The 25,116-nt window shown below is 46.9% G+C and carries 22 protein-coding genes; 12 read left to right on the top strand and 10 right to left on the bottom strand.

Annotated features, from left to right (window positions below; genetic code table 11):
- Positions 1–301 precede the first annotated feature (301 nt).
- Positions 302–655 (bottom strand): DUF6464 family protein, encoded by a 354-nt coding sequence (locus QUB16_RS10420; RefSeq protein WP_333106534.1) that lies wholly within the window; start codon positions 653–655, stop codon positions 302–304.
- Between the two features lie 429 nt (positions 656–1,084).
- Positions 1,085–1,816, bottom strand: a complete 732-nt coding sequence (locus QUB16_RS10415) for a sucrose-phosphate phosphatase (protein WP_333315873.1) — start codon at positions 1,814–1,816, stop codon at positions 1,085–1,087.
- 171 nt (positions 1,817–1,987) lie between these two features.
- Here QUB16_RS10415 and QUB16_RS10410 point away from each other — a divergent pair, with 171 nt between their 5' ends.
- A complete protein-coding gene (locus tag QUB16_RS10410) occupies positions 1,988–4,345 on the top strand; it encodes an iron uptake porin (protein ID WP_333315872.1) in 2,358 nt (785 codons plus the stop codon).
- Between the two features lie 407 nt (positions 4,346–4,752).
- Here the strand turns inward: QUB16_RS10410 and QUB16_RS10405 are convergent, their stop codons facing one another.
- Both QUB16_RS10405 and QUB16_RS10400 read right to left on the bottom strand, forming a co-directional pair.
- Entirely contained in the window at positions 4,753–8,094 is a 3,342-nt protein-coding gene (locus tag QUB16_RS10405; protein ID WP_333315871.1) for a PAS domain S-box protein, read from the bottom strand.
- Positions 8,095–8,500: 406 nt separating this feature from the next.
- Positions 8,501–9,196 carry an HAD family hydrolase gene (locus QUB16_RS10400; RefSeq protein ID WP_333315870.1) on the bottom strand — a complete coding sequence of 232 codons (696 nt, stop codon included), beginning with the start codon at positions 9,194–9,196 and terminating at the stop codon, positions 8,501–8,503.
- 13 nt (positions 9,197–9,209) lie between these two features.
- On the opposite strand from QUB16_RS10400, the gene QUB16_RS10395 reads away from it, so the two are divergent.
- The 5 genes from QUB16_RS10395 to QUB16_RS10375 all read left to right on the top strand — a co-directional run bounded on the left by QUB16_RS10395 (position 9,210) and on the right by QUB16_RS10375 (position 13,613).
- Positions 9,210–10,004, top strand: a complete 795-nt coding sequence (locus tag QUB16_RS10395; RefSeq protein ID WP_333315869.1) for a Uma2 family endonuclease — start codon at positions 9,210–9,212, stop codon at positions 10,002–10,004.
- Positions 10,005–10,215: 211 nt separating this feature from the next.
- Positions 10,216–12,024, top strand: a complete 1,809-nt coding sequence (locus tag QUB16_RS10390) for an aspartate kinase (RefSeq protein WP_333315868.1) — start codon at positions 10,216–10,218, stop codon at positions 12,022–12,024.
- A 271-nt stretch (positions 12,025–12,295) separates the two neighbouring features.
- On the top strand, positions 12,296–12,715 hold the full coding sequence (locus QUB16_RS10385; RefSeq protein ID WP_333315867.1) for a hypothetical protein: 420 nt from the start codon (positions 12,296–12,298) through the stop codon (positions 12,713–12,715).
- Positions 12,712–13,119, top strand: coding sequence for a hypothetical protein (locus tag QUB16_RS10380; protein ID WP_333315866.1), 408 nt, complete (start codon positions 12,712–12,714; stop codon positions 13,117–13,119). The genes QUB16_RS10385 and QUB16_RS10380 overlap by 4 nt, the downstream gene beginning before the upstream one ends.
- Positions 13,120–13,202: 83 nt before the next feature.
- Positions 13,203–13,613 (top strand): hypothetical protein, encoded by a 411-nt coding sequence (locus QUB16_RS10375; protein ID WP_333315865.1) that lies wholly within the window; start codon positions 13,203–13,205, stop codon positions 13,611–13,613.
- Between the two features lie 406 nt (positions 13,614–14,019).
- Here the strand turns inward: QUB16_RS10375 and dcm are convergent, their stop codons facing one another.
- Entirely contained in the window at positions 14,020–15,072 is a 1,053-nt protein-coding gene (gene dcm / locus QUB16_RS10370) for a DNA (cytosine-5-)-methyltransferase (RefSeq protein ID WP_333315864.1), read from the bottom strand.
- Positions 15,073–15,333: 261 nt separating this feature from the next.
- On the opposite strand from dcm, the gene QUB16_RS10365 reads away from it, so the two are divergent.
- A complete protein-coding gene (locus tag QUB16_RS10365) occupies positions 15,334–15,717 on the top strand; it encodes a DUF4346 domain-containing protein (protein WP_333315876.1) in 384 nt (127 codons plus the stop codon).
- Between the two features lie 58 nt (positions 15,718–15,775).
- On the opposite strand, the gene psb32 is transcribed toward QUB16_RS10365, so the two are convergent.
- Positions 15,776–16,498: a photosystem II repair protein Psb32 gene (psb32, locus tag QUB16_RS10360; protein ID WP_333315863.1), complete on the bottom strand. Its 723-nt coding sequence runs from the start codon at positions 16,496–16,498 to the stop codon at positions 15,776–15,778.
- Between the two features lie 131 nt (positions 16,499–16,629).
- Here psb32 and QUB16_RS10355 point away from each other — a divergent pair, with 131 nt between their 5' ends.
- Positions 16,630–16,860, top strand: coding sequence for a hypothetical protein (locus tag QUB16_RS10355; protein WP_190734279.1), 231 nt, complete (start codon positions 16,630–16,632; stop codon positions 16,858–16,860).
- 254 nt (positions 16,861–17,114) lie between these two features.
- Here QUB16_RS10355 and QUB16_RS10350 read toward each other — a convergent pair whose 3' ends face one another.
- The 3 genes from QUB16_RS10350 to QUB16_RS10340 form a co-directional block, all read right to left on the bottom strand.
- Positions 17,115–17,660, bottom strand: a complete 546-nt coding sequence (locus QUB16_RS10350) for an NADPH-dependent FMN reductase (RefSeq protein WP_333315862.1) — start codon at positions 17,658–17,660, stop codon at positions 17,115–17,117.
- A gap of 95 nt (positions 17,661–17,755) precedes the next feature.
- Complete coding sequence (locus QUB16_RS10345; protein WP_333315861.1) at positions 17,756–18,595, bottom strand: transposase; 840 nt, start codon at positions 18,593–18,595, stop codon at positions 17,756–17,758.
- Complete coding sequence (locus tag QUB16_RS10340; RefSeq protein WP_333315860.1) at positions 18,552–18,971, bottom strand: helix-turn-helix domain-containing protein; 420 nt, start codon at positions 18,969–18,971, stop codon at positions 18,552–18,554. The genes QUB16_RS10345 and QUB16_RS10340 overlap by 44 nt, the downstream gene beginning before the upstream one ends.
- Positions 18,972–19,509: 538 nt before the next feature.
- Here QUB16_RS10340 and ftsH point away from each other — a divergent pair.
- Positions 19,510–21,444: an ATP-dependent zinc metalloprotease FtsH gene (ftsH, locus tag QUB16_RS10335; protein ID WP_333315859.1), complete on the top strand. Its 1,935-nt coding sequence runs from the start codon at positions 19,510–19,512 to the stop codon at positions 21,442–21,444.
- Between the two features lie 211 nt (positions 21,445–21,655).
- Here ftsH and QUB16_RS10330 read toward each other — a convergent pair whose 3' ends face one another.
- Positions 21,656–22,210: a M23 family metallopeptidase gene (locus tag QUB16_RS10330; RefSeq protein ID WP_333315875.1), complete on the bottom strand. Its 555-nt coding sequence runs from the start codon at positions 22,208–22,210 to the stop codon at positions 21,656–21,658.
- 489 nt (positions 22,211–22,699) lie between these two features.
- Here QUB16_RS10330 and QUB16_RS10325 point away from each other — a divergent pair, with 489 nt between their 5' ends.
- The 3 genes from QUB16_RS10325 to QUB16_RS10315 all read left to right on the top strand — a co-directional run bounded on the left by QUB16_RS10325 (position 22,700) and on the right by QUB16_RS10315 (position 25,107).
- Positions 22,700–23,083, top strand: coding sequence for a hypothetical protein (locus QUB16_RS10325; RefSeq protein WP_333152434.1), 384 nt, complete (start codon positions 22,700–22,702; stop codon positions 23,081–23,083).
- Positions 23,084–23,225: 142 nt separating this feature from the next.
- On the top strand, positions 23,226–23,624 hold the full coding sequence (locus tag QUB16_RS10320; protein ID WP_333315858.1) for a DUF4087 domain-containing protein: 399 nt from the start codon (positions 23,226–23,228) through the stop codon (positions 23,622–23,624).
- Between the two features lie 37 nt (positions 23,625–23,661).
- Entirely contained in the window at positions 23,662–25,107 is a 1,446-nt protein-coding gene (locus QUB16_RS10315) for an ATP-dependent DNA helicase RecQ (RefSeq protein ID WP_333152438.1), read from the top strand.
- Positions 25,108–25,116: the final 9 nt, after the last annotated feature.

The following is a 25,116-nucleotide window of genomic DNA, read 5'->3' as shown; positions in this document are numbered from 1 at the left end:
ACGTGATTCATCCGTCCAGAAATAAAAAACCTGTATCCGATAAAGGAGCCGAACGTATTTATCTCGCGCAAGTCAATGCTTAAAGGGAGCATCTCACCTTTGCAGCCCTCCGCTAGAAATTGGAGTTTTGAGCCAGGAGGCAGGAGGCAGGAGGCAGAAGGAAAGAGGAAGAAGGAAAGAGGAAGAAGGAAGGAGCCAGAAGAAGGAAGGAGCCAGAAGAAGTATTTTTACAAATAGGAGATGCTCCCTGCTAAAATCTAAAATCTAAAATCTAAAATCTAAAATCGATTGACTTGATGGTTCAAGACTTTTGGTAATCGCAGCAGCAGTTGCACGGGCCATTGGGATTGACAGCACAGCGCAGAATTTCCGATCGAGCATTAAAGCGACAGCTAGCATCTCCGATAACCCAGATGCCGCTTACAAAAGTTCTTTCCGTCGGCGGTGTGGCCGACTGCACGTACAGGGCAATTTTTTGCAGTCGGTAGCGGCCGGATTTGAGTTGATAGCGGTGGTGGCGTTCCAAAACAGCGTAGGTTTGTCCCTCTAAATCTACATAGTTCCCCGGTTGTGGCGTCCAATCCAGCCGCAGGCTACCTAAATATTGGCGGGGGTGAGAGAGAATCACCTCTACGGGTAAAGTATTTTGTTCCATGTGGCGGTGCGTTGGCGAACTGAACTAAAGGGGCAAATAGTTGACTCAACCTACATCTTGTTCATCTAGAAAGATAAGTTTTTATAGAGAGAGTAATTTAGGTTTAGGCGCTCAACTTAACTATATAACTTTTGGCGATCGGGCGATAGCCGACTCCCTCCACTACGTTGGGCCCAACAGGCTAGGAAATAAACTTCAACTCGCTTGAGGTAACTAAAGTTAAGTTCGATTAGGTTTGATAAAGCAGTACACGCTGATGGTATCGCAACTCGCAGGTTCGATCGATACGCGGTTGAGATTCCTCAACAGATTTTAACAACGGTTTGCAGGACTTGGGGTGCTTTGGGTGCGTTTGTACTGAGGACTTCAGTCCTCTGATTTGTATGAGGCCTTCACTGCTCACTACAAACCAAACCGATTTTTTGGCAATCAAAATTCCCAAAAATATGCCATTCCTTCCATGATTCCCCAAGCGCAAACAGAACCAGCTAAATAATGATTTTCAGTGCCACATTCGCGATGCCATTCTAACAGTTCTGATAGAGCATTAGCGACGATTACTCCCCGGACATCCTGTTCAAACATACTGATATCATTGCCCGAATCACCGCAAACTAATGTTGCCTCAGAGGGAATTTGTAGGCGCTTTTGTAAATAAGTAAGGGCATTGCCTTTATTGCTAGTTTGTGGTAAAAGATCCACATTACTATTGCTGCTAAAAATGATTTGAACTGGCAGTCCCGATTGAGTTAACTTTTGCTGCAAAGCCTGGACAATCGAGCTGTTTTCTGCTGCTGGTTCCAGACTATAACTGATTTTCCAAGGATTTTGTTCTTTTGGGGATTGGGGTTTAAGCTGGGAAAACTGCTGCGCTAAAGAGGCGATCGCCATTTTATCCCAGCCTTGAGAAAGATATTCCGCCCAATCTAAATCGAGGATGCTGTCTTTGTAAATTTCGCTGCCTACACCTGCGATCAAATAGTCCGGTGCTAGCAGTTGCTTTTGGGCAATTAATTCGCAAGTTGAAGCATAAGAACGCCCGGTAGCGTAAACCAAACAAATTTGCGATCGCTGTGATTGCAAGCGCTGGTTTAAAACTTGAGTTGCTTCGTCATCTCCGACTAGCGTGTTGTCTAAATCTGTAACTAATAAAAACTTCATTTGGGGAATTAGTCAGGAGTCAGTAGTCATCAGTCATTAGCGATCGGGAATCGAGCGCTTCCTAAAATAATTTTAACTATTTATAAGAATTTGTTAAACCCACTACATTTATAAGCAAGCTTATCGGTTAACATTGGCCAGATTTAATTTTCCACAAGTGGTGTGAGTTTTATGGTGAATAATGCAACCTCCGTTAAAGCTTTTTGGCTGTCTTTCTTGATTTCTGGTGCGGCAGTGCCTTTGGGGCCGATCTCCGCAACAGCTCAAATTCAGGATACCTCAACTCCAGAAGTTGCGCTAGAAGCGAGTGCCGTCCCTACGGCTACCCCAGACGCAGCGCTGGCAGCAGGTAAGATTGAGATACCGCAGTTAGCGGCGATTACCGCAGAGACTAACTCTACAGTCGATCGCGCTTTACCCGACACAGATGCAGCATGGGTGAATCGCGCTTTACCCGATACAGATGCAGCAACAGTCGATCGTGCTTTACCGCAAACAGATATAGCCACAGTCGATCGCGCTTTACCTCAAACAGATATAGCCACAGTCGATCGCGCTTTACCCGACACAGATGCAGCAACAGTCGATCGCGCTTTACCTCAAACAGATATAGCAACAGTCGATCGCGCTTTACCCCAAACAGATGCAGCAACAGTCGATCGCGCTTTACCCCAAACAGATGCAGCAACAGTCGATCGTGCTTTACCGCAAACCGATGCAGCAACAGTCGATCGCGCTTTACCGCAAACAGATATAGCCACAGTCGATCGTGCAACAACCACCCCAGAAATAACGGAGGCAATTCGCGAATTGCCTCCACAGAAGTTAGAAATTGCAAACTCTCCTCAGTCTCAACAAGTTGCTGAAGCCAGCAAAGTTGCCGACATCAGCAGCGAGACAGGCACCGCTGATGACCTCAGCATACAAGAAGACGCAGCACAAGTCACTTCTGTTTCCCAACTCTCCGACGTGCGGCCGACAGATTGGGCTTTTCAAGCCTTGCAATCCCTAGTAGAAAGATACGGCTGCATTGCGGGATATCCAGACGGCACATTCCGAGGCAATCGAGCAATGACTCGGTATGAATTCGCCGCCGGATTAAACGCTTGCTTAGACCAAATTACCAAACAACTTGGCGGTTCTACTGGTAATCTAGTCAAGCGAGAAGATTTACTTGCTTTGCAAAGATTGCAAGAAGAATTTGCAGCAGAATTAGCTACATTGCGCGGTCGAGTAGATGCTTTAGAAGCCCGCACGGCAGAATTAGAAGCCAACCAATTTTCAACTACTACTAAACTCAACGGATTTGCTTGGTTTAACCTGAGTGGAGCTTTTGCGGGCAAGGGAGTCCGAGTTGAAGCAATAGATGGAAATGCTGCTCCGCTCGATCGAGTACCCGGACGCGATCCTGTCACCAACAGACCAATTGTGCAGACAGTGGACGACCCAGAAATTACTTTCAGCCACTTAATTTGGTTAACCCTCACTACTTCTTTTACAGGCAAAGACCAATTGGTTACACAGCTAGCTGTAGGTAACGGAAATTCACCAGCCAATCAGTATACTTCTCCGGGTCTTTTTAATACCTTTGGCACTCCTTTTCTCGACCAGACTGCTGGGGTGAATCCCAATGAAGTTATCCTGCGAGAACTTTATTATCAGTTCCCGGTTAGCAACGGCTTGCAAGTAGTAATCGGCCCGAGAATTAATTTCTACCGCTACTTTGACAACAATAATTTTAGCTTTTTCGTGGACGGTGCGAGCAGTTTTAATTCTAACAATAGCACTTTGTTAACTGCTACCAAACGCGGCGCAGGTGCTTTGGCTTTGTGGGATATCAGCCGCCGATTGAAACTGCGTTTAGGCTATTTGGGCGAGAGTATGGAATTTTTGCCCACTCCGGTGTTTAATTCCGCTTCCAATCCGTCTCAAGGCTTGTTTGGTGGGACAAATACGAGTACCGCTGAACTAACATTCAGTCCGAGCGATCGGGCAAATTTGCGGTTTTTGTACAGCCGTTCCAACATCCAGCAAATTGGCGGGCTAATCGGAGCACCGAATGGCAGGCCCCTTAACGGTTTGGCAGATGACGGTTTCGGTGGCCGTCTGGGCAATGCTACTGCCAATACTTATAGCTTTAATTTCGATTGGTCGCTCAGCCGCCGTTTCGGTCTTTTCGGCCGCTACGGCTACGCCGAAACCAATATATTTCCCAAGACTGACCGACCCGACGGCACGATCAAAACTCAATCTTATATGTTAGGATTTGCACTTCCTGATTTATTCAAAAAAGGAGCTGTGTTTACCGCCTCATTTTTAGTGCCTTTTGACGTTACTGGCGGTCGGAGGTTTCTGGTTTCGGGCGGGGGAAATGGTGGCAACCAGTACGAAATTGAAGCCACTTATTATTTGCCTGTCACCGAAAATTTCTCGCTCGTACCGGCATTTTATGCGATCTGGAATGCAAATAATTTCGATAACAACCCGACAATTTTTGTGGGCAATTTGCGGACTCAGTTTAGTTTTTAATTCCACGACGCATGGGAACCCAGAAACCGGGTTTTTTGACAAAAAGAGGCGTTTTAGCCCGCACCCAAGGTAAAAAACCCGGTTTCTAAGTATGGGCGGGGCCGGTTTATATAATTTGTCGATAATTATCAAATATATAGGCGAAGCCGGCCCTACACAATTTAACGTCATACAAGTCCGAATCAAACGGACATTACATGAATTGACACAGACTCAATAATTAATCGGTGTATTCATGTTCATCCGTGTATAGCAATCCTAAATGAATCGTAAATGAATGGTAAAAAGATGTAGGGGTAGTGCTAAGAGTGCCTACCCCGGCTTCATGGGGCAACCGGGCGTGGGTTTGGCCCCTACAAGAATTACACAAATGATTTAGGATTGCTATAGTGCCTTCCTGATTCCTTCTACTTAATTGGAATTTCGATGATAAATTCAGTACCTTTACCGGGTTCGGAGAGGCACTGCAATTTGCCGTTGTGTTTTTCGACGACAATTTGGTGCGAAATTGATAAACCCAAACCTGTGCCTTTACCTACGGGTTTTGTGGTAAAAAATGGGTCAAACAAACGCACAATCTGATCTTCGGGAATGCCCTGACCGTTGTCTTTAATCCGAATTAAAATGCTCTTGTCATCAATCGTTTCAGTTTGAATGGTAATAGTAGGAAAGATAGTATGGCCGGTGTCTTTTGCTTGGATGCAGCTTTCTTCCAAGGCGTCGATCGCATTGGCCAATACATTCATAAATACCTGATTTAACTGTCCGGGATGACAGTTTATTTGGGGCAGTTCTCCGTATTCTTTAATCACTTTAATACCCTGCCAGTTGGGTTTGGCTTTCAGTCGGCTGTTTAACATTAACAAGGTACTTTCTAAACCTTCGTGAATGTCGGCAGTTTTGATTTTCGCTTCGTCCGCCCGCGAGAAATTTCGGAGAGTTTGAATAATTTCTACAATGCGCTCGCATCCGGTCTGCATCGAATTGAGCAATTTGGGCAGGTCTTCTGCTAGAAATTCTAAGTCTATATCATCGGCTTGTTGCTGAAGTTTTGCTGGGGGATTTGGGTACTCTTCTTGATAGACTTGCACGATTTCTAATAAGTCGAGAACGTAGCCTCGGACGTGGCAGAGGTTGCCGGCGACAAAGCCAACTGGGTTGTTAATTTCGTGGGCAATTCCTGCTAGCACCTGTCCGAGGGAAGACATTTTTTCGGTTTGTACTAACTGCATTTGAGTTTGCTGCAAGTCGCGCAAAGCTGTTTGCAATTCTTGGGATTTTTGCCGATCGCGCGAGGCGGCGGCGGCCCGTTCTTCCTCAACTCCGATCGCCCCGGCAATAATTCCGATCAGCTTGCAGTCGGCTTCTGTGGGCGCGATCGACTCGGTGTTGACAACGCACACCGCACCCACGTAATTGTCGCCCCGCCGCACTGCTTGTCCCAGATAGCTTCGCAGTTGATAGCGGATGACAGCGGGATCGGTTTGGGCGTAGATCGTGTTCTGCAAGTCAGGAATGGCAACAGCCCGATCGCTTCCTTTGCTGCATACGTCGGTGCAGATGTGGCCCTCGGCGCGATCGACCAGCGGGTAGTCCGGCGGCGCTTGCCAAGTCGCGATCGCTTGCAGCAGACCGCCACCGACGCGGCTGTAGATGGCGCAGCTTCCGCCCAAAAGCTCACCGGCTAAGGATGTCAGGCGCTGGATGTTGTCAGCAGCGTCGGTGGTGAATCCCAAAAAGCACTCGTTGATTTTGCTGAGGCGGTACTCTGCTTGCCTGCGCGCCGTCATGTCGCGGGAGTTGATCACAATTCCTTTCACAGCGGGGTCTGCTAGCAAGTTGATGCCGACACCTTCGAGAAAACACCAAGAACCGTCAGCGCGCCGGAACCGACCTTCTAGCGCGATCGGATCGCCTGGATTTGCGATCAGTTTTTCGCCGTCGGACATCACCGAGGGCAGGTCGTCAGGGTGGATTAAATCGAGAGCAATTTGACCGGCGACTTCATCGGGTTCGTAGCCTAAAACTCTTTCTACAGAAGGGCTTTCGTAAACAATGCGACCGCTGGCGTCGAGAATAGTAATGATGTCGGAACTGTTGAGAATTAGCGATCGCCACTTAGCCTCATTTTGGAACAAAGCTGACTCGGCTTGTTTGCGATCGGTAATATCCTCTACCATTTGCAAAATAAACTGTGGCGTTCCCTGACTGCTGTCGATGACAGAGACGCTGAGGCGTCCCCACCTGATGCTGCCGTCTTGGCGGAGGTAGCGCTTCTCGATTTGGTATGCTTCGCGGGAGCCCGCGACCAACTGTTGGCGCAACTCGCGCGAAACTTGTGCGTCTTCCGGGTGCGCGCAGTCGTCGAGGCCGAGACCCCGCAGTTGAGCTTCCGATCGCCCCAGCATAGCTTGAAATGCCGGATTAGTGGCGATCGCCACACCTTCGAGGGTAGCGACTACCATGCCGATCGCAGCGCGTTCAAAAATTGCCCGAAACCGCTGTTCGCTGTCTCGCAAAGCTGCATCCGCTGCCACTTCCTGCGTGATGTCGCGCCCCGCGACTGCCAAACCTTTGCGCGAACCGTCGGGGTTGAACAGTGGCACTTTTCGCACTTCAAACAAATTGCTGCCGCCTGTGGGCAAGGGGACAATTTGGCGGCTGGAGGTGAGAGTGCCTGCTTCCCAGGTGGTTTCGTCGGTTTCCTGCCAAGTTAGCAGGATTTCTCTGACTCTCCCAGTGGCGGCGGCAGCGAGTTCGGCAGTAGTTTTGCCCTGGTAGTCTGCGGTTTCCCAGCCCAAAAGTTGCAGGGCGCAGTCGTTGGCAATCAGCCAGCGCCCCTCGCTGTCTGTGAGGTTGATTGCGTCGGGGACGGCGTTGATCGCGGTTTTCAGCCAGTATTCTTGATTTCGCAGGGCTGCTTCGGCGCGCTTGCGATCGGCGATTTCGGCGACGGTTCCTTCGTAGTAAAGGAGTTCGCCATCTTCGTCGCGGACTTCGCGCACGTTTTCCGAGATCCAGGTAGTGCTGCCGTCTTGGCGCCGGACGCAGGACTCAAACTCTTTCAGGGAGCCGTTTTTGCTGATTTCTGCCATGAAGGAAGCGCGGCGGGTGCGATCGGCGTAAAGGTTTTTTGCCGAACATTTTGCGATCAGTTCTGACGGGGAATCGTAGCCGTACATTCGGGCGAGTGCCTGGTTGGCGCTGAGGTAGCGCCCGTCTGGGGCGGTTTGAAATATGCCTTCGGTGGCGTTTTCAAAGATGCTGCGGTATTTTGCCTCGGCTTCTTTGAGGGCTTCTTCTGCTTGGAAGCGATCGGTGATATCAGATTGGACGCCGATGAAGTGGGTAACGATCCCGCTGCTGTCGCGCACCGGCGAGATGGTGAGTTCGTTCCAGAAGGCGGTGCCGTCTTTGCGGTAGTTTTTCAGAACTACTTTGCAGTCATGCTGTTCTTTCAGGGCCACGCGGATTCGATCGACTGCAGCGCCATCAGTATCCGGGCCTTGCAGGAAGCGGCAGTTCTGCCCGATTATTTCGCTGCGATTGTAGCCTGTAATCCGCTCGAAAGCCCCGTTGCAGTAAACTATAGGCTTGTCGGGCCGGGTAGCGTCCGCGATCGCGATGCCGTTGCTGGTAGCTGCCAGGGCGCGATCGTACAGCCTCCAGACTTCTTCTATTAAATTCGGTGTGCCGCCAGTACGAGTCGGCGATAGCGTTTCTGAAGGAATGCTTATATCTATCTGCATGAGTTTCTATAAATTGAGTTTATTGTAGATACCGACTGCCAGCACAGCGTAGAGTTTAACAAAATTGTCTGTTTTCCGAAGGCAGAAGTTAGAAGGCTATCATGCAAAATTTGGGCGGTAAATCCTACCTAAAGAAAATCTGGCTTCCCTCGTTTTATTTTCCTTCTGCCTTCTGCCTTGTGCCTTCTACCTTCAAAGGAATCCTAGTTGTTAATTTATAATAGTTGTTCCAGCGATAACTCTATCTCTGGTATGGTTTACTTGGCCGAGTTTGGGCGGCTTACAATTTCGTTCATTTATTTTTTTAATTAAATAAAAACTACATTATCCGGCTCTCGTAAAAAAAAATAATTAAATACTTTATAGTTAAATGAGTCAAACTATTCTCATAAAAAACCAGGAAAAATTAATTTTGAACGAACACAGCAAGTTCTGAAATATCGTCCATCGCGAAAGTCGGTTCGAGGGCGAGACACTGAGCGCGATCGCCATATCCGTAAGCCGCCCAACAAACATCTATCCCAGCATTTTTAGCAAACAGCAAATCAACCGCTGTATCGCCCACCATTAAAATTTGACTGTTATCCAACTCCGGGAACAGCGGTTTAATCATCGAGTGAAAAACAGCCGGATTTGGTTTCGGGATAATTTGTCCGTTATCACCTAAAATTAAATCAAAAAAGCTGTGAATTCTCAAATTATTTAGTAATACATTAACAAAGCTAACGTGTTTGTTGCTGAAAACTCCCAGGCTCAATCCCGACTGACGCGCCAACTGCAACACTTGCTTTGTCCCGGTAAATAACTCTACCTGCTTTTCACCTTCCGTCCGATAATAAGAGCGGTAAGTTTCAACCCATTCGGGAATTGCGCTTTCCTCGATCGCCGGATGGAGGATTTTAAAACTATTTGGTAAATTGATGCCGATCGTCGCTATAATAGTATCAGCAGCAGGCGGGGCAATATTGAAACTTTCAAAAGTTTTGGTAAAGCAAAATACAATAGCTTTGTGAGTAATTGCCAAAGTACCGTCGAAGTCGAAAATAATTAACTTGTACTGACTCATCATCCGTTCCAAATGTGAATTATAATTTTTTAGCATTCAAGAGGTCAACATGAGTGTCACCGAAAAACCCGAACTTCTAGTAACAGATTTTACAGATTTTCCAGACCACACTCAATTACCAGATTCCGACGGTACTTTTGTGAAAAACTTTCAAGAACTCCCTCAAAGCATCCTGTTAACAACATCTGTTCGACCCATTTTAGACCAACTTCATCCCGACGGACAATATTGTATCGGTCAAGATTCCGGCATTTATTGGCGAGTCCCGCAACCCCCAGAACCCCTAGCCAGAGGAGCTGAAGCACCGGATTGGTTTTACGTCCCCGACGTGCCGCCAACTCTCGACGGAAATATGCGGCGTTCCTATGTGATGTGGAAAGAATTAATGCCGCCGTTAATTATACTAGAATTTGTCTCTGGAGATGGCAGCGAAGAAAGAGATAAAACTCCCAAAAAGGGGAAATTCTGGATTTACGAGCGAATTATTAGACCTGCTTTTTATGGAATTTATGAAGTCACAAAAGCCAAAATAGAATGCTATCATTTGGTAGAAGATAGATTTGAGTTAATGTCAGAAAATCAGCGCGGACATTACCAAATCGAGCCAATGGGATTGGAATTAGGCATTTGGCAAGGGGTTTATCAGGGCGTAGAACTGCCTTGGATGCGCTGGTGGGATGCTGAGGGGAATTTGCTGCTGGCCGCTGATGAACGGGTTGAACAAGCGGAATTGGCAGTCGAACAAGCGCAGTCAGAAGCAGAACAAGAACGGCAAAAGCGAATAGAAGCCGAGCAGCGAATTCAAGCTTTAGAAGCGCGTTTGCGAGAGCTAGAAGGAGGCTAAAATCAGAATCAAGAGGGCGGGTTTATTAAATTATTGGTGTGAGAGACTTAAAGGGCTGGTAAAACCCGCCCCTACCACATATTTTCATCGTTTACGCAGATATTTTTTTCTTTTCTCCGGTTTGCAGTATGGAAAATTAAAAAATTATCGTTTCTCATCCAGAAGCTGCTTGTATTATTTGATAAGTATTTTGTAGCTTTGTGTAGAATCTATGGCACTAATTGTTCAGAAATATGGCGGAACCTCGGTTGGTACAGTCGATCGCATTTTGGAAGTAGCCCGACGAGTTGTAAAAACAGCACAGCTCGGCAACTCTCTCGTTGTCGTACTTTCGGCGATGGGCAAAACCACCGACGGTTTAGTTAAACTCGCCAAGGAAATTTCCGCAAATCCCAACAAGCGGGAAATGGATATGTTGCTCTCCACTGGGGAACAAGTCTCGATCGCACTTTTGAGCATGGCATTGCAGGAAATGGGACAGCCCGCAATTTCCCTCACAGGCGCCCAAGTCGGCATTGTCACCGAAGCCGCCCACACCCGCGCCCGGATTTTGCGAATCGATCCGAATCGGCTTGAAAGCCAGTTAAAAAGCGGTAAAGTTGTTGTTGTTGCGGGTTTCCAAGGCATCGCCGATGCCGGAGAATTGGAAATTACCACCTTGGGCCGTGGCGGTTCCGACACGACAGCAGTAGCCTTGGCTGCAGCGCTGCGGGCCGACAGGTGCGAAATTTATACCGACGTGCCCGGAATTTTGACTACAGATCCGCGCTTGGTTGCCGACGCGCAATTGATGGACGAAATCACTTGCGACGAAATGCTGGAATTGGCGAGTTTGGGCGCAAAAGTCCTCCACCCGCGCGCGGTAGAAATTGCCAAGAATTACGGCGTGCCCCTGGTAGTGCTTTCTAGCTGGAGTGACGCCCCCGGTACCCGTGTAGTGTCCCCACCCCCGCAACCCCGGCCTTTGGAGGGCTTGGAGCTCGCAAAAGCGGTGGATGCGGTGGAATTTGACTTGGATCAGGCGGGGGTGTCGCTACTGCGTTTGCCCGATCGCCCCGGTGTAGCAGCGCGGTTGTTTGGCGCGATCGCCCAACAAAACCTCGATGTAGACTTAATTATTCAGTCAATTCATGAAGGAAATACTAACGATATTGCCTTCACCGTGACGCGAAAATCTCTGCAACAAGCCACCGCCGTTGCAGATGCAATTATCCCCTCCCTCGGCAAGAATTCTCGCCCTGAATTGGGAGAACCGGAAGTGAAAGCAGAAGAACGGCCAATAGCTAAAGTTAGCATTGCGGGTGCGGGAATGATCGGTCGTCCGAGGGTAGCGGCGCAGATGTTTAAGACTTTAGCGGATGCGGGAATTAACATTCAAATGATTTCTACATCCGAGGTGAAAGTTAGTTGTGCGATCGATGCCGAAGATTGCGATCGGGCCGTTGCCGAACTCTGCAAAGCATTTGATGTCGCCAACTCCCCTGTTGGGCTGCGTTCATCATCCCACAAACCGCCCGCAGTCCGCGCCGTTGCGTTGGATCTCAATCAAGCGCGTCTAGCAATTCGCCAATTGCCCGATCGCCCCGGAGTAGCAGCAAAACTGTTCGGACTTTTAGCCGAGGAAAATATCAGCGTAGACACGATTATTCAGTCGCAGCGCTGCCACAATATCGACGGCATATTAACTCGCGACATTGCATTTACCGTCGCACAAATTGACGCCGAAGCTGCTAAAATAGTCCTCGAAAAAGCCGCCCCAGAATTCGGATGGGGCGAAGTAGCAGTCGATACACAAATAGCCAAAGTTAGCGTTGTCGGTTCCGGGATGGTAGCGCATCCGGGAGTAGCGGCAAAGATGTTTGAAGCGCTTTCCCGCCAGCAAATCAACATTCAAATGATTGCCACTTCCGAGATTAAAATTAGCTGCGTTGTGGATGAAGGACAAGGAGTAACTGCTTTGAAGGCTGTTCACGCAGCCTTTGAACTTGCCGGCACTGAAAGAATCCAAGTTCCCGCTTAAGACAAGTTTGCAGTCGGGAATTAAGATTGCCTCCGATCCATTGGTGGTTGTATGGCGGTTTTCTTTAGGGACACGGCAGTGCCGTGTCCTTGCAAATATCGCGGACACAGCAGTGCTGTATCCCTACAAATATATTCGGATTTGGACACCGCACTGCCGTGTTCATACAAATATCGAGCGACAGTCAATGCTCGGAGTTTTGAGTGCAAATTGCACAGCATGAGGCTGTGTTAAAATGAAATTGGCGATCGGCTAAAAGGGATTGAATCTTATGACTGTAGCGAAAGAACAGATTACTGATAGCGGTAGCAACTACAGCCGCTCAGGACTGAGTATCACTCTCAAACGTCTGGGAGAGCTTTATGAAGGCGAAGATGATGAGGATGAATACGGCCTTTTAAAACCCAGCGACTTTGCTTTTAAAACAGCACTTAATTTGGTTGTAGAAGCACATTCTATGATGGGAAGCAGTTTTCCAAAAGCATCAGCTTGTACAGATAATCAAGGCGGTGTTAGCCTGACTTGGACAAGTGTAAATCCAGCTTGTAAAGTTCGCTTGTTTTGTCCGTTTATGGACGATGACGAGCAACCTGTTCGCATTTATCATCGCAAAAATGATGAACACGGTTCAGAGAAGGTAATGTCAGCAACAACATTAGTCGATCGGCTAAAGTGGTTTAATCAAGCATGAACGAACAAAAATTTAGTAATCAGGCAGAGTTTGAACCACTACCTAAGAGGGCTATTGTCTACCGGGCTTTACTTCGCAAACCGTGGATAAATGAGGATACTGGACTGGTTGAATCTGAAGCTTACTATTTGCGAAAAAATAAAAATGAACAGGGTATTTCTGTAAACATTGCTAGTGTTTGTTCTCCTGAAGAATGTGCTGCAAGGTTCAGAACTTGTTATGGAGTTGCTCGCCTTGAGGTAGGTGGCATTCGCGAGTTAGGTTTAGATGTAATTCCTGACGCTATATCTCACGCTGAGATAGCAGATCCACCTTATGCTGAAGATGACCCGGAGATGGCTGATTTGCTGGCTGATTTGTTAGCACAGCAATCTCAAATTGTATGGAAACCTTCGCAAATATAGCGCAGCAAGTTGTCAAATAATTTCACAGCATTAGGCTGTGTTAGCATAAAACTAGCGCGATCGCCTAAAAGGGATTGAATATTATGACTGTAGCGAACGAACAGATTACTAATAGCACTAGCAATAGCGGCTTATCAAATTTCCGAATCACTGTCGAACGTCTGATCGAGCTTTTAGATTTAGAAGAAGAGGATGAGTACGGGATTTTAAGACCGACTGAATATGCTTTCAGGACAGCGATGAAATTGGTTGTTGAGGCATACGATAGCATGGGAAACAGTTTTCCAAAAGCCTCAACAGGTACAGATGACCGAGGCAGTATTACACTAGATTGGACAAGCTTAGAACCAGAGCGTACAGTGCGCCTATTTTGTCCATTCAGTGCGGAGCAACCAGTTGACATTTATCACCATGCCAACAATGAAAATGCGGTCGAAGATATCGCTTCATCATCAACATTAGTTGACTGGTTGCAGTGGTTTAACAAAATATGATAGAACCATCTTCAGGGAGTGCGTCAGAGTTGGAAACATTACCGGATCGTACACTTGTTTACCGAGCTCTCCGAAAAGGATGGATAGATCGGGATAGATCGATCGTCAAATCGGACGCCTACTATTTGCGCCAACGTATAAACGAACAGGGTATTTCTGTCAATTTTTCCATAGAGCAATCTTTGAGTGCATTGAGAAATTGTGAAGGAGTTGCTAGCCTGGATTTAGGGAAAATTCGAGAACTAGGTCTAAATGTAGTACGTGACTCTTCATCTCATGGGAGTATTATAGGCTTGCCCTATCGTGAAGATAACCGTCCAAGGGCTGATGAGCTTGCACTTTTATTGGCAAGACAGTCTCGAATTGTATGGGAATCTTCGTCAAGATAGTAAAATAAGTTGTCAGATTAAGTAATAGTGTTAGCTAGAGTTTTGACTTCTTCAAGAAATCGAGACTCTGGGTGTCTTTGTGGTTCCTTCGTTTCATTTGACAATAAATTTTGACTTAATATTTCTTGGGCGATCGCCTCCACCACCGGCACACAAACCGAATTCCCAATTTGCTTGTAACTTTCCCCCGCACTAGGATAACTTTTAAAATCTTCAGGAAAACCCATAAGGCGGTAACATTCCTTCAGGGTCAACTTTCTCACCATATCTTGCTCAGGAATGTAGATAAAAAACCTGCCCGATGTTTCTTGCGAAGGAATTGTCGGATGCACTCCATCTACCGAATAAATTCTATTAGGCTGTCTGTGAACTCTGGATAAATGTTCTGTATTTGGCCTCACGCCAGTTTTCCAAGTACCTTTATTTCTGTAACCTACAAACAAAAGTCCCGAATCTTGCTTTCTCGGAGACTCAATTAAAGTATACTCGGATTTGTCCAATATTTCAAAATCTCCTATCTCATCTAGAAATTCCCTGAGTTGCGGAGGAAACTTGCTTTTAAGTCGAGAAAAATTGAAGGGTTTACCTTTAGTTGCAATAATAAATATTCTTTCACGATGTTGAGGAATTCCAAAGTCTTTAGCATTCAGCGTTTTGTAATTCACGCTGTATCCCAAATCTTCAAGACTGGCAATAATTACTTTTAAGGTATTTCCCTTGTCGTGATGGATTAAGTGCTTGACATTTTCGAGAACGATAACTTTAGGCTGCTTGACTTTGATAATTTTACAAATCTCGAAAAAGAGCGTGCCTCTAGTATCTTCAAAACCCAACTTTTTGCCGCAAATGCTAAAAGGTTGGCACGGAAACCCGGCGACTAAAATATCAAAGTCTGCTAAATCGGCGGGATTGATGTTACTGATGTCGGCAAAAGGAACTTCACCGAAATTTCCTGTGTAAACTTCTCGGCATTTGCTGTTAATTTCGCAGGAAAAAACGCATTTAAAGCCAATTTTTTCAAACCCTTGTCTGAAACCTCCTATTCCTGAAAACAAATCTATAAATTTCATCTATAATTTAATACTAAATCTTACTCCAGCCAATCCTAACATATTTTGTTTCTCTCTCTTCTTTCACTCTGCGTTCTCTGCGCTCTCTGCGGTTCACAATACTAATTTAAACAAAAACCCCGCGCCGGACAGGGCATTGCCGTGCCTACAGATATCGCCGAGAATGTCGATCGCCCAAAAACTCCCAAACTTGTCCCGCAGCCGACTAAACTAGAAATAGCAGAACAAATCACAGCTATTGTCTACTTTCTTTCACCAACCATGAGTCAAACCTTGGAAAATCTCACCGCAATCGATGACAACCTATCCAAACGCCACATCGACCTCGATCCAGGCGGCTACTTCATCATCTATCTCGATCGCGAAACCAGCTTAATTTGTGCCAAACATTTCACCAACATCATCGACGATCGAGGCCTCGCCGTCGATCCCGAAACTGGCAAACCCATCCCCGCCCGCGGCAAGGTAGAACGCACTCAGTCCACACTTTTTACCGGCAGAACCGCCAAAGAACTTTGTGTCAAAATCCTAGAAGAAACCCGCCCCTGTCCTGTGACAATGTTAGATCACGCGGCTTATCTGGGACGGGAATTTGTACGGGCAGAAATTGCTTTGTTGAGCGATCGAGAATACGTTCAAGATTAGTGCAGCCCTGCCAGAATTTCTTGACAAAATGGCAACCGATCGGACTTAGCAGCACCGATTACGAAAAACCTTGATACCAGAAATAAGTCACCATCGGAATCACTGTCGCCAATACCAACAGCACAACCACAACAACTGTGGCATTACCTTGGTCTGTTTCTTCCGCTTTTTTAAACGTGCCTTCAACTTGAATGTTGTCAACAACTTCAGGAGCACCCGGATCGGGTTCGCCCGACAAAACAGTTGCAATGCGCGTACTTGCAGCCGCAAATGCCTCGTTGTATTTATTGGCTTCCCGCAGCGGCACTTGCACTGTTTCCCCGGCCACACTCTGGGCAATTTCATCGGTTAGCAGGGATTTCACCCCTTCCCCCGTCCGAATTGCCGCACTGTTGGTAACAGTGTCGAGAACGAGTAAAATTTGATTAGTCTGGTCTTCTTTTGTGGGAAACCACTGTTCAAACAGTTGGTCGGTGAAAGTTGCAGTCGTTTCGCCGTAGTCTAAGCGGTGGATGGTGACAAATCGGACTTGTTTCCCTGTTTTGTTTTCCAGGTTGTCGAGCACGCTGCTGATATTGCTTTCGCTGCTGCGGCTGAGTACGTCGCCTTTGTCGAACACCCAAGTTCGATCGCCCGCCGACAACACCGGCATTTCGTAAACGCCAGTCGCCAATGCCGGCAATACCGCCATCTGGGATGCGATTAGGGCGATCGCGATCGCCGCGGCTAAAGGTTGGAGATATTTTCTCCAGTTAAATAATTGCTTCAGGAGTCGGGTCATGAGGTTAACCGTAAAACTGACTTTTTTCCAAAAATACTATAGAAACCCCCGTAAAATTCATTTTATGCAGGGCAATATTTACAATTAGCTCGCCTGTGGAACTCCCCCCCGATTATTTTAGGATTCTCACTATGGAACCAGCAGACACTTATAAAGGTTGGATTATTCAATCCCAGAAAGTCTTCTACGTCGAGGTTTGGGATAGCCGCGGCAACCGCCACGTCGCCGTCCAAAATGCCAAGACTGAGGAGGAAGCTTTGGAATTGGCCAAAAAGTGGATAGACAAATATGAGTCAAAACCCGGCAGAATGGCGATCGACGTACCCCATCCTTTCGGAGACATGATCGATATGCCATTTTAACTCAGTAGTCATTAGTCAGTAGTCATTAGTCAGTAGTCATTAGTCAGTAGTCAGTAGTCATTAGTCATTAGTCATTAGTCAGTAGTCATTAGTCAGTAGTCAGTAGTTGGTTGCTACAAATTACCAATTGCCAATAACCAATACAAATTACTCCTTACCCATTACCAATAGTCATTAGTTATTGGTTATTGGTTAGTTACTACCAATTCCCAATTCCCAATTACCAATGACTCCTGGCGAAAGCAAGCCGTCTGCTAAGAAATTCCTCGCAATTTCCGCGTATTTTCTACTAAACTCCGAGCAAATTCGTCGAACCTTTCCGACAGTTTTTCATCCAACAATTTACCATCTGGACTAAAAGCTTTCCAAGCTTGTCCGAGCGCAATTTGTTCGGGAATTACCCAAGCGTGCACCCATCTCAAAATCACGCGCAAATCGTTGAGTGCGTTGCTGTTAACTTGCCCTCCCAAAACGCTAATCGCACCCGCAACTTTCCCGTCCAAATGCTCAAAACTCATCAAATCCAGGGCATTCTTGAGAGCACCGCTGACGCTACCGTGATACTCCGGCGTTGCCAAAATCAAGCCGTCGGCTTGCTTAACCGCATTTCGCAGCTTTTCCACATCCGGGTAATCGAGATAATCATTCTCACCGTCGCAGAAGGGCAGATTGAGCGATCGCAAATCCAATATTTCAACTTCCGCGCCCAGGGCCTCGGCCCGTTCTGCTACCACATTCAACGCTAACTGGCTGTAGGAGCCAGCCCGCAAACTTCCACCAATGCCGACAATTTTTACCATAAAGCTTAAAAACAATAACTGCTTTACTAAAACGTACTCATTACGAGTATGATTAACATAGCAAGTTCGATCGGCAACTTTGACACTCCCTACGGCTAGAAGCCGGGGGATTCTTGCTTCACAGGGATTCCAATGAATTTACCCTCAGCCAGCATCTTCACCGTATGCCCTACGGCTGCAAGTCCTCTAATTAAAACTACTTGAGCGGAGGCTACATCTCTATCTGTTATATACCCGCAGCTTGAACAACTGTGAGTGCGTTCTGATAGGTCTTTTTTGCCTGTTTCTGTACCGCAATTTGGACAAATTTGACTTGTTTTTCTGGCATCTACTTTTTGAAAGTACACATCACGTTTAAAACAAGTTTGTTCGAGAATGTTGAAGAATTGACCAAAACCAGCATCTAAACAATGCTTGCCCAAGATTCCTCTCGATAACCCGACCAGATTCAAATTCTCGACAAAAACCATCCCTGCATCATTGCAGATTTTGTGTGATAGCTTGCGATGCCAGTCTTTTCGGCAGTTGGCTACGTACTCGTGCAGCAGTGCCACTTTTTTCTGAGCTTTCTTCCAATTATTTGAGCCTATGCGTTTTCTACTGACACTCTGTTGCAGTAATTTAAGCTTGCGTTCTGCATCAATAAAAAACTTTGGACGTTTAATTAGAAGCCCATCCGAAGTTGCAATAAAATTAGTCAAGCCAACATCAAGCCCCACGGGGTTTCCATGTGGAATGATATCGGGGATTGAAACGTCCCATTGCAAAGCTAGCATTGCATACCAGCCAGACACACGCTTAACTACGCGCACTTGTTTTAGTATTGCATCACTTGGTATTTCTCGACTTTGGCGAAACTGCACCCAGCCAATCTTAGGTAGTTTAACAGCACTATTTTTGATAGGTTCTACTCCCATCTGAGGAAATACAATCATATCGCATCTTCCCAACTTTTTTGAAGCGAGGAAATCCGTGTTTTTGTTCCCACATATTTACAAATGCGCCTTCAAGCCGTTTAAGAGTTTGTTGCAGAACGTGCACTTGAACTGCTTTGAGTGCTGGTATAGTTGCTCTAGCTTGAGTTAAACCCTTACACTGACTGGCGTAGGTCGGTCTGGGTACGGAGGCTGGAATTATATATTCAGCGCGAATTGAGCAAGCGTTAATTTGACAACTACGAGATTTAAACCAATCTTTGCGCTCTGCCAGCGACCAGTTGTATACACGACGGCATTGTTCTAGCCAATCTTCAAATATTGTTACTTGTGCTACTGTGGGCTTAAGTTTGAATTCGTAGGTCAGATTGAACACTTACTTTACCTCCTTGACCTATTCTACTCTTTTCTTGAGTTATCGACTGAACGTTTTTTCAAGAAATACAAGAGAACACGAGCTAAATATTCAAGGCGGTTGAAACCGCTACCGACTTATCCCCACGTAAGACAGCCGGGGGCTTGTGTCTCGCTTTTCGGTCAATCGATTTGAGATTTGAGATTTGAGATTTGAGATTTACCGACGGAACCCAGAAACCGGGTTTTTTGAGCAAAATCCTTGGTTATAGCCCGCAGATTACGTAAAAAACCCGGTTTCTTGAGGATGCGTGGGTAAGTTCAGTGAAGGGGGCCCAGAAACCGGGTTTTTTGAGCAAAATCCTTGGTTATAGCCCGCAGATTACGTAAAAAACCCGGTTTCTTGAGGAAGCCGTGGATTCAAAACCCCCCTCAAGAGGGGTATCTGGAGATCCAGTGAGAGATAAACCCATTCAACACCCGCCCTCTTGTTAAAATAAATGAACGTAGCAAACCACAAGCGGTCAATCTTGGCAGTCTTCAACCTTGGGCAAAGCAATATGAAAAATTCTTGGAAACACGCATGGCTGGGGCATCTAGCTGTAAACAAAGACAAGTCGAGCCAGAATCCTAAAAAATCAATTCCAGGACGGAATCTTTGGCGCATCCTGGGCAGTTTGGTGATTTCTCAAGGAATATTGCTCTCGACCCCGGTGTTTGCCGAGAGTGCGCCAAACACCATGAGTTACAGCCAACTCATCGACAACATAGAAAAAGGGCAAGTCAGTAAAATCGAAGTAGACGAAACTCAAAAAACTGCCAAGGTTAGGCTAAAAAATCAAAAAAGCGATCAAACCCAATCAGTTAGTCTGTTCGACTACAACAACCGAGAACTGTACTCGCAAATCCGCGCCAAAAAGATTGACTTTGAAGTCAAACAAACAGCAGATAACGCAGCGGCAGTCAGTTTAGTAATAAACTTGCTAGTGATTTTTGCAGTGTTGGCAGTGCTGATGGCAATCCTGCGCCGATCGACCCAATCTCAAGGAAATGCCATGAACTTCGGCAAATCCAGAGCCCGTTTCCAAATGGAAGCCAAAACCGGCGTGATGTTCGACGACGTAGCAGGCATCGAAGAAGCTAAAGAAGAACTTCAAGAAGTCGTAACCTTCCTCAAAAAACCCGAACGCTTCAACGCCATCGGCGCAAAAATTCCCAGAGGAGTTCTGTTAATTGGGCCTCCAGGCACCGGCAAAACAATGCTGGCAAAAGCCATCGCAGGCGAAGCGGCCGTCCCCTTCTTCAGCATCTCCGGTTCCGAATTTGTCGAAATGTTTGTCGGAGTTGGCGCCTCCCGCGTCCGCGACTTGTTCAAGAAAGCTAAAGAAAATTCGCCCTGCATCGTCTTCATCGACGAAATAGACGCCGTAGGAAGGCAGCGCGGCGCTGGTATCGGCGGCGGCAACGACGAACGCGAACAAACTCTCAACCAGTTGCTGACAGAAATGGACGGGTTTGAGGGTAACAGCGGCGTGATTGTGATTGCAGCTACTAATCGGCCCGACGTGCTCGATACCGCCCTGCTGCGGCCCGGCAGGTTCGATCGGCAAGTAACGGTAGATTTACCCAGTTACAAAGGGCGTTTGGGGATTTTGCAAGTTCACGCGCGCAACAAAAAACTCGACCCAGAAGTTGCCCTAGACACGATCGCCCGTCGCACTCCCGGCTTTTCCGGTGCTGACTTGGCAAACTTGCTCAACGAAGCAGCCATTCTCACCGCGAGGCGTCGCAAAGACACGATTAGTAACTTAGAAGTTCACGATGCGATCGACCGGATCACGATCGGGCTTACCCTCAACCCGCTGCTGGACAGCAAGAAAAAGTGGATGACAGCATACCACGAAGTTGGCCACGCCCTAGTCGCGACCATGCTCAAAAATGCCGACCCGGTGGAAAAAGTAACGATTATTCCCCGTTCCGGTGGCATTGAAGGCTTTACTAGCTTTGTGCTCGACGACGAAATGCTCGACAGCGAAGGTTTAAGGAGTCGGGCTTTGCTGTTAAACCGAATTAAAGTAGCTTTGGGGGGACGGGCGGCGGAGGCCGAAATTTATGGCGATGCTGAAATCGACACCGGTGCTGGTAGTGATCTCAGAAAAGTTAGCAGTCTCGCGAGGGAGATGGTAACGCTTTATGGAATGTCGGATTTGGGGCCTGTGGCTTTGGAAAGTCCGAACAATGAGGTGTTTTTGGGCCAAAACTGGAATTCGCGATCCGAGTATTCCGAAGACATGGCAATCAAGATCGATCGCCAAGTCCGGGAAATTGCCTTTGAGTGCTACGAAGAAGCTCGCCGAATAATCCGCGAAAACCGCGCTTTGGTAGACAAACTTGTCGAAGCGTTGTTGGATGAAGAAACGATCGACGGCGACGAATTCCGCCAAATTGTCGAGCGGTACACCGAGTTGACAAAAAAAGAGTTAGCACCAACGTAAAGAGTCAGTTGGCAGTTGGCAGTTGGCAGTTGGCAGTGGTCATTAGTTATCTCATGTCCGCCTAATCACTTACGATATGTCCGCAGGGAGTGAAACGAAGCAATCGCAATGTTTCTGCGATTGCTTCTCTACGGTCGCAATGACAAGTGTTTAACCGGACAATATATTATTGGTAATAACAGTCAACAGTCAACAGTCAACAGTCAACTGTTTAAGATTGTTGCGCGTACATTTCCCGGAGAACCAAAGCCGGGTCTACCCAGCGGCCTCCGTACTTCAATCCCCAGTGCAAGTGAGGCCCACTCGTGCGGCCTGTCATCCCAACTCTGGCAATTCTCGCACCCGCAGGCACTGTTTGACCTTGCCAAATTTGCAAAGTACCTTCGCGATCGGTATAATAACGTCCGCCGTTAGCCGTTAGCACTCGGCCTCTGAGGTGACAGTAGATATGTTCCCAATTTCCCGATCGCACGATCATACCAGTGCCGCATCGGCCATCTTCCCAAACTTCCACAATTTGCCCGCCCCACCAATTGCGGATATAGCTGCCTTCCGGGGCAGCCAAGTCCAAACCGTAATGAAAATCCCCGCCACGGGGGCCGAAGGGGGAAGTGTATGTTTCAAAGTTTTCGACTGGAAAAGAAGCTTCTTGCCACAAATTACCCGTCGCTACTCTGCTTGGTAAGCCTGACTGAGCTTTGACCACCTGCTGCTGCAAATAAGGGCTGATCAACACAATGCCGATCGAAAGTGCCAGCAGCAGCATCTGTCTGAAACGAAAAAAGCGTTTTGCCGTCAGCGGGCCTCTAGAGTCTTGCAGGATTTTTTTCACGGCTCAAAGTTAAATGTGTGTGGGAGTGTGCGTTGTCTGTTAGGCTCACATCTTGCACCCTTGTCAATAAAGCTTTCAGGGGCGGGCTTTCCGGCCCAACCCCTACTCCCCACAAAAAAATCATTCTTTGTGGAACGGGCATCTTGCCCGTTTCTGAGAAGGGTGCAAAATGTAAGTTATGCCAATTCGCTGCAAGATTGGCTTTGAGCTCTACCCGCGATCGCGAATCAGTTTAATAACAACGTGTATCTTACTCCATCCAAAACCCGTGTCAAGGCTTCCGGGTAAATGCCCAGGGGTGATAAAAAAAATTGGAAATTCGTGCTGCGGTTGAATTCGATCGAGCTTTTGCTTGACACTATAGTTAAGTTCGGGGATTTTGGATGCCGTCCAAAATCTCAAATTCATCACAAACATCAAGCAATGCTTACTGAAATTTTTCCCTTTAGCTTTGCCATAGACGCAACTGCGATCGCCGGTGCGTCCTTGTGGTCTTTGGCCCTATACTGGGGCCTGTCGCCCCTCACAGAATGGGTAATCCTGCAACTGAACCGCTGGATGAATTTTGCCGAGAGATCCCTCTACACCTCGGAAGCCGAGTTTGAAAGAACCCGCCAAGCCAGAGAAGCCCAAAATGCGTTTTACGCTTCGCTGTTGAGCATTGTACCCTTTTTGATTGCGGGGGGATTGTGCAATTGGGGCGTCGAATTGTCTCTGGGCACTGGTTGGGCAGTATCTATGGGTACGATCGCCTGTATTGGTGGCGGCGTGTACGAGCTCGGCCGCCGAGACGGCGAGGAGTCTTAGGGGATTTTGGATTTTGGATTTTGGACAGGACTTACGCGCAGGTAGTTAGAAACCAGGTTTTTGCGACAATATTTCGTTGTCACCCGCAGATTCGCTAAAAAACCCGGTTTCTGTTTCTTTTCTCGAAGCGCGTAATTCCTGTATGATTGTCGCTCAAAAATTAGGATGTAAAGCTATGAAAATAAAGTGGTTGATACCTGCAATTATCTCATCTTTTTCGCTGGTTATTATTCCTGCAAAAGCGGCTGAAACCAGGTGCGGATGGTTAATAAATCCCACGCCTGCTAATTGGTATCTCAAAGACAAAGATGCTCAGTGGACAATCTCGGCGCAAGGGGGATATCAAGCCGGAGGAATGAACACTATTCCTCCTTTTAACGACGATGAATATGTTAAAACTAATGTTAATTATGGATATGGCTGTGCTTGTTTAAATGTGGTGACAGATAGAAATCGAATGAGAATTACCACGATACAAGGTGGTGAACAATTACCACTCTCGACTTGTCGAAAAGATCCGAATTTGCCAAAAATTCGTTAGTTGTGGCGAAACCATACAAGTTTTTTAACTGAGTCAAATGAACTTTAAACCAGAACTAACATTAAATCAAGCCCGCGCCGCCTTCCAAAAAATTTGGGGATACGACGACTTCCGACCGCCGCAAGGAGAAATCGTCGGTAGTTTATTAGCCGGAAAAGATACAATTATAATTATGCCGACAGGTGGTGGCAAATCCATCTGCTTTCAACTGCCAGCTTTGTTGCAAACAGGCTTAACTTTGGTAGTTTCGCCGTTAGTCGCACTGATGGAAAATCAAGTGCAAGAATTGCGCGATCGCAATCTTCCCGCTTCCCTCCTCCACAGTCAATTGCCAACACAGCAGCGCCGACAAACTATGCAGTCGCTGCAACAAAACAAATTAAGATTGCTGTACCTGTCTCCCGAAACATTACTCAGCAAACCTGTTTGGGAAATTATCAGTCAGCCGCACATCCCAATCAACGGTTTAATATTAGATGAAGCTCACTGTTTAGTGCAGTGGGGTGATACTTTTCGACCAGCTTACCGCCGTTTGGGAACAGTGCGGCCGGCTTTGTTGAAAGCTAAACCAGCAAATAGTAAAATTGCGATCGCAGCTTTTACCGCTACCGCCAACCCGGAAGCACAGCAAACAATCAAAAATGTCTTGCAACTGCAAAAGCCCGAAGCATTTCTGCTAAGTCCCTACCGTTCTAATCTACACCTGCAAGTGCAGACAGTCTGGACGCCGAGAGGACGCAAGCAGCAGTTATTAAATTTTATTAAAGCTCGACCAAAACAAGCAGGTTTAGTCTATGTCCGCACTAGAAAAGATAGCGAGAACTTGGCAGATTTGTTGAAAGAAGCAGGTTATGAAACAGCAGCATATCATGCAGGTTTAAGTCCAGAATCACGACGAAAAATAGAAAAAGCTTGGCTGAACAATGAGCTTAAGTTCGTGACTTGTACCTCAGCATTTGGGATGGGAATTAACAAGCCCGATGTCCGGTGGGTTGTTCATTATCAAGCACCTTTGCTATTATCGGAATACATTCAGGAAATTGGTAGAGGCGGACGCGACGGCAAACCGGCGATCGCCCTGACACTGATTAGCGAACCGACGGGTTTGCTTTATTCCGAAGATAAACAAAGAGGGCAATTTTTTCAAGATAAATTGCGATCGCAATACCGAGAAGCTCAGCAATTAGCAAAAAAACTGCCAGTTAAAGGCGATATAGAAGCTGTTTCCCGCGAATTTCCCGAAAGTGCGATCGCCCTTTCAATCTTGCACAGCAGCGGACAATTAACATGGCAAGATCCTTTTAATTATGCGATCAATAAATCTCCCCAGCAAAAAGCGGAAAAATCAAACTTTACCGCAGCGGAAGAAATGGTAAAATATTTGAAACATCGCGAGTGCAGGTGGCAATTTTTGCTGCAAGCTTTTGGGTTTGCAAATGAGGCGAAATCTATGCAGTGCGGCCACTGCGATAATTGTCGGTGAAACCAGTCT

It is taken from the genome of Microcoleus sp. D3_18a_C4, from assembly GCF_036702415.1.
In the GTDB taxonomy this organism is placed as follows: Bacteria; Cyanobacteriota; Cyanobacteriia; order Cyanobacteriales; family Microcoleaceae; genus Microcoleus.
Note: the sequence above shows the minus strand (reverse complement) of the source record. Positions and strands in the feature narration are given on the sequence as shown.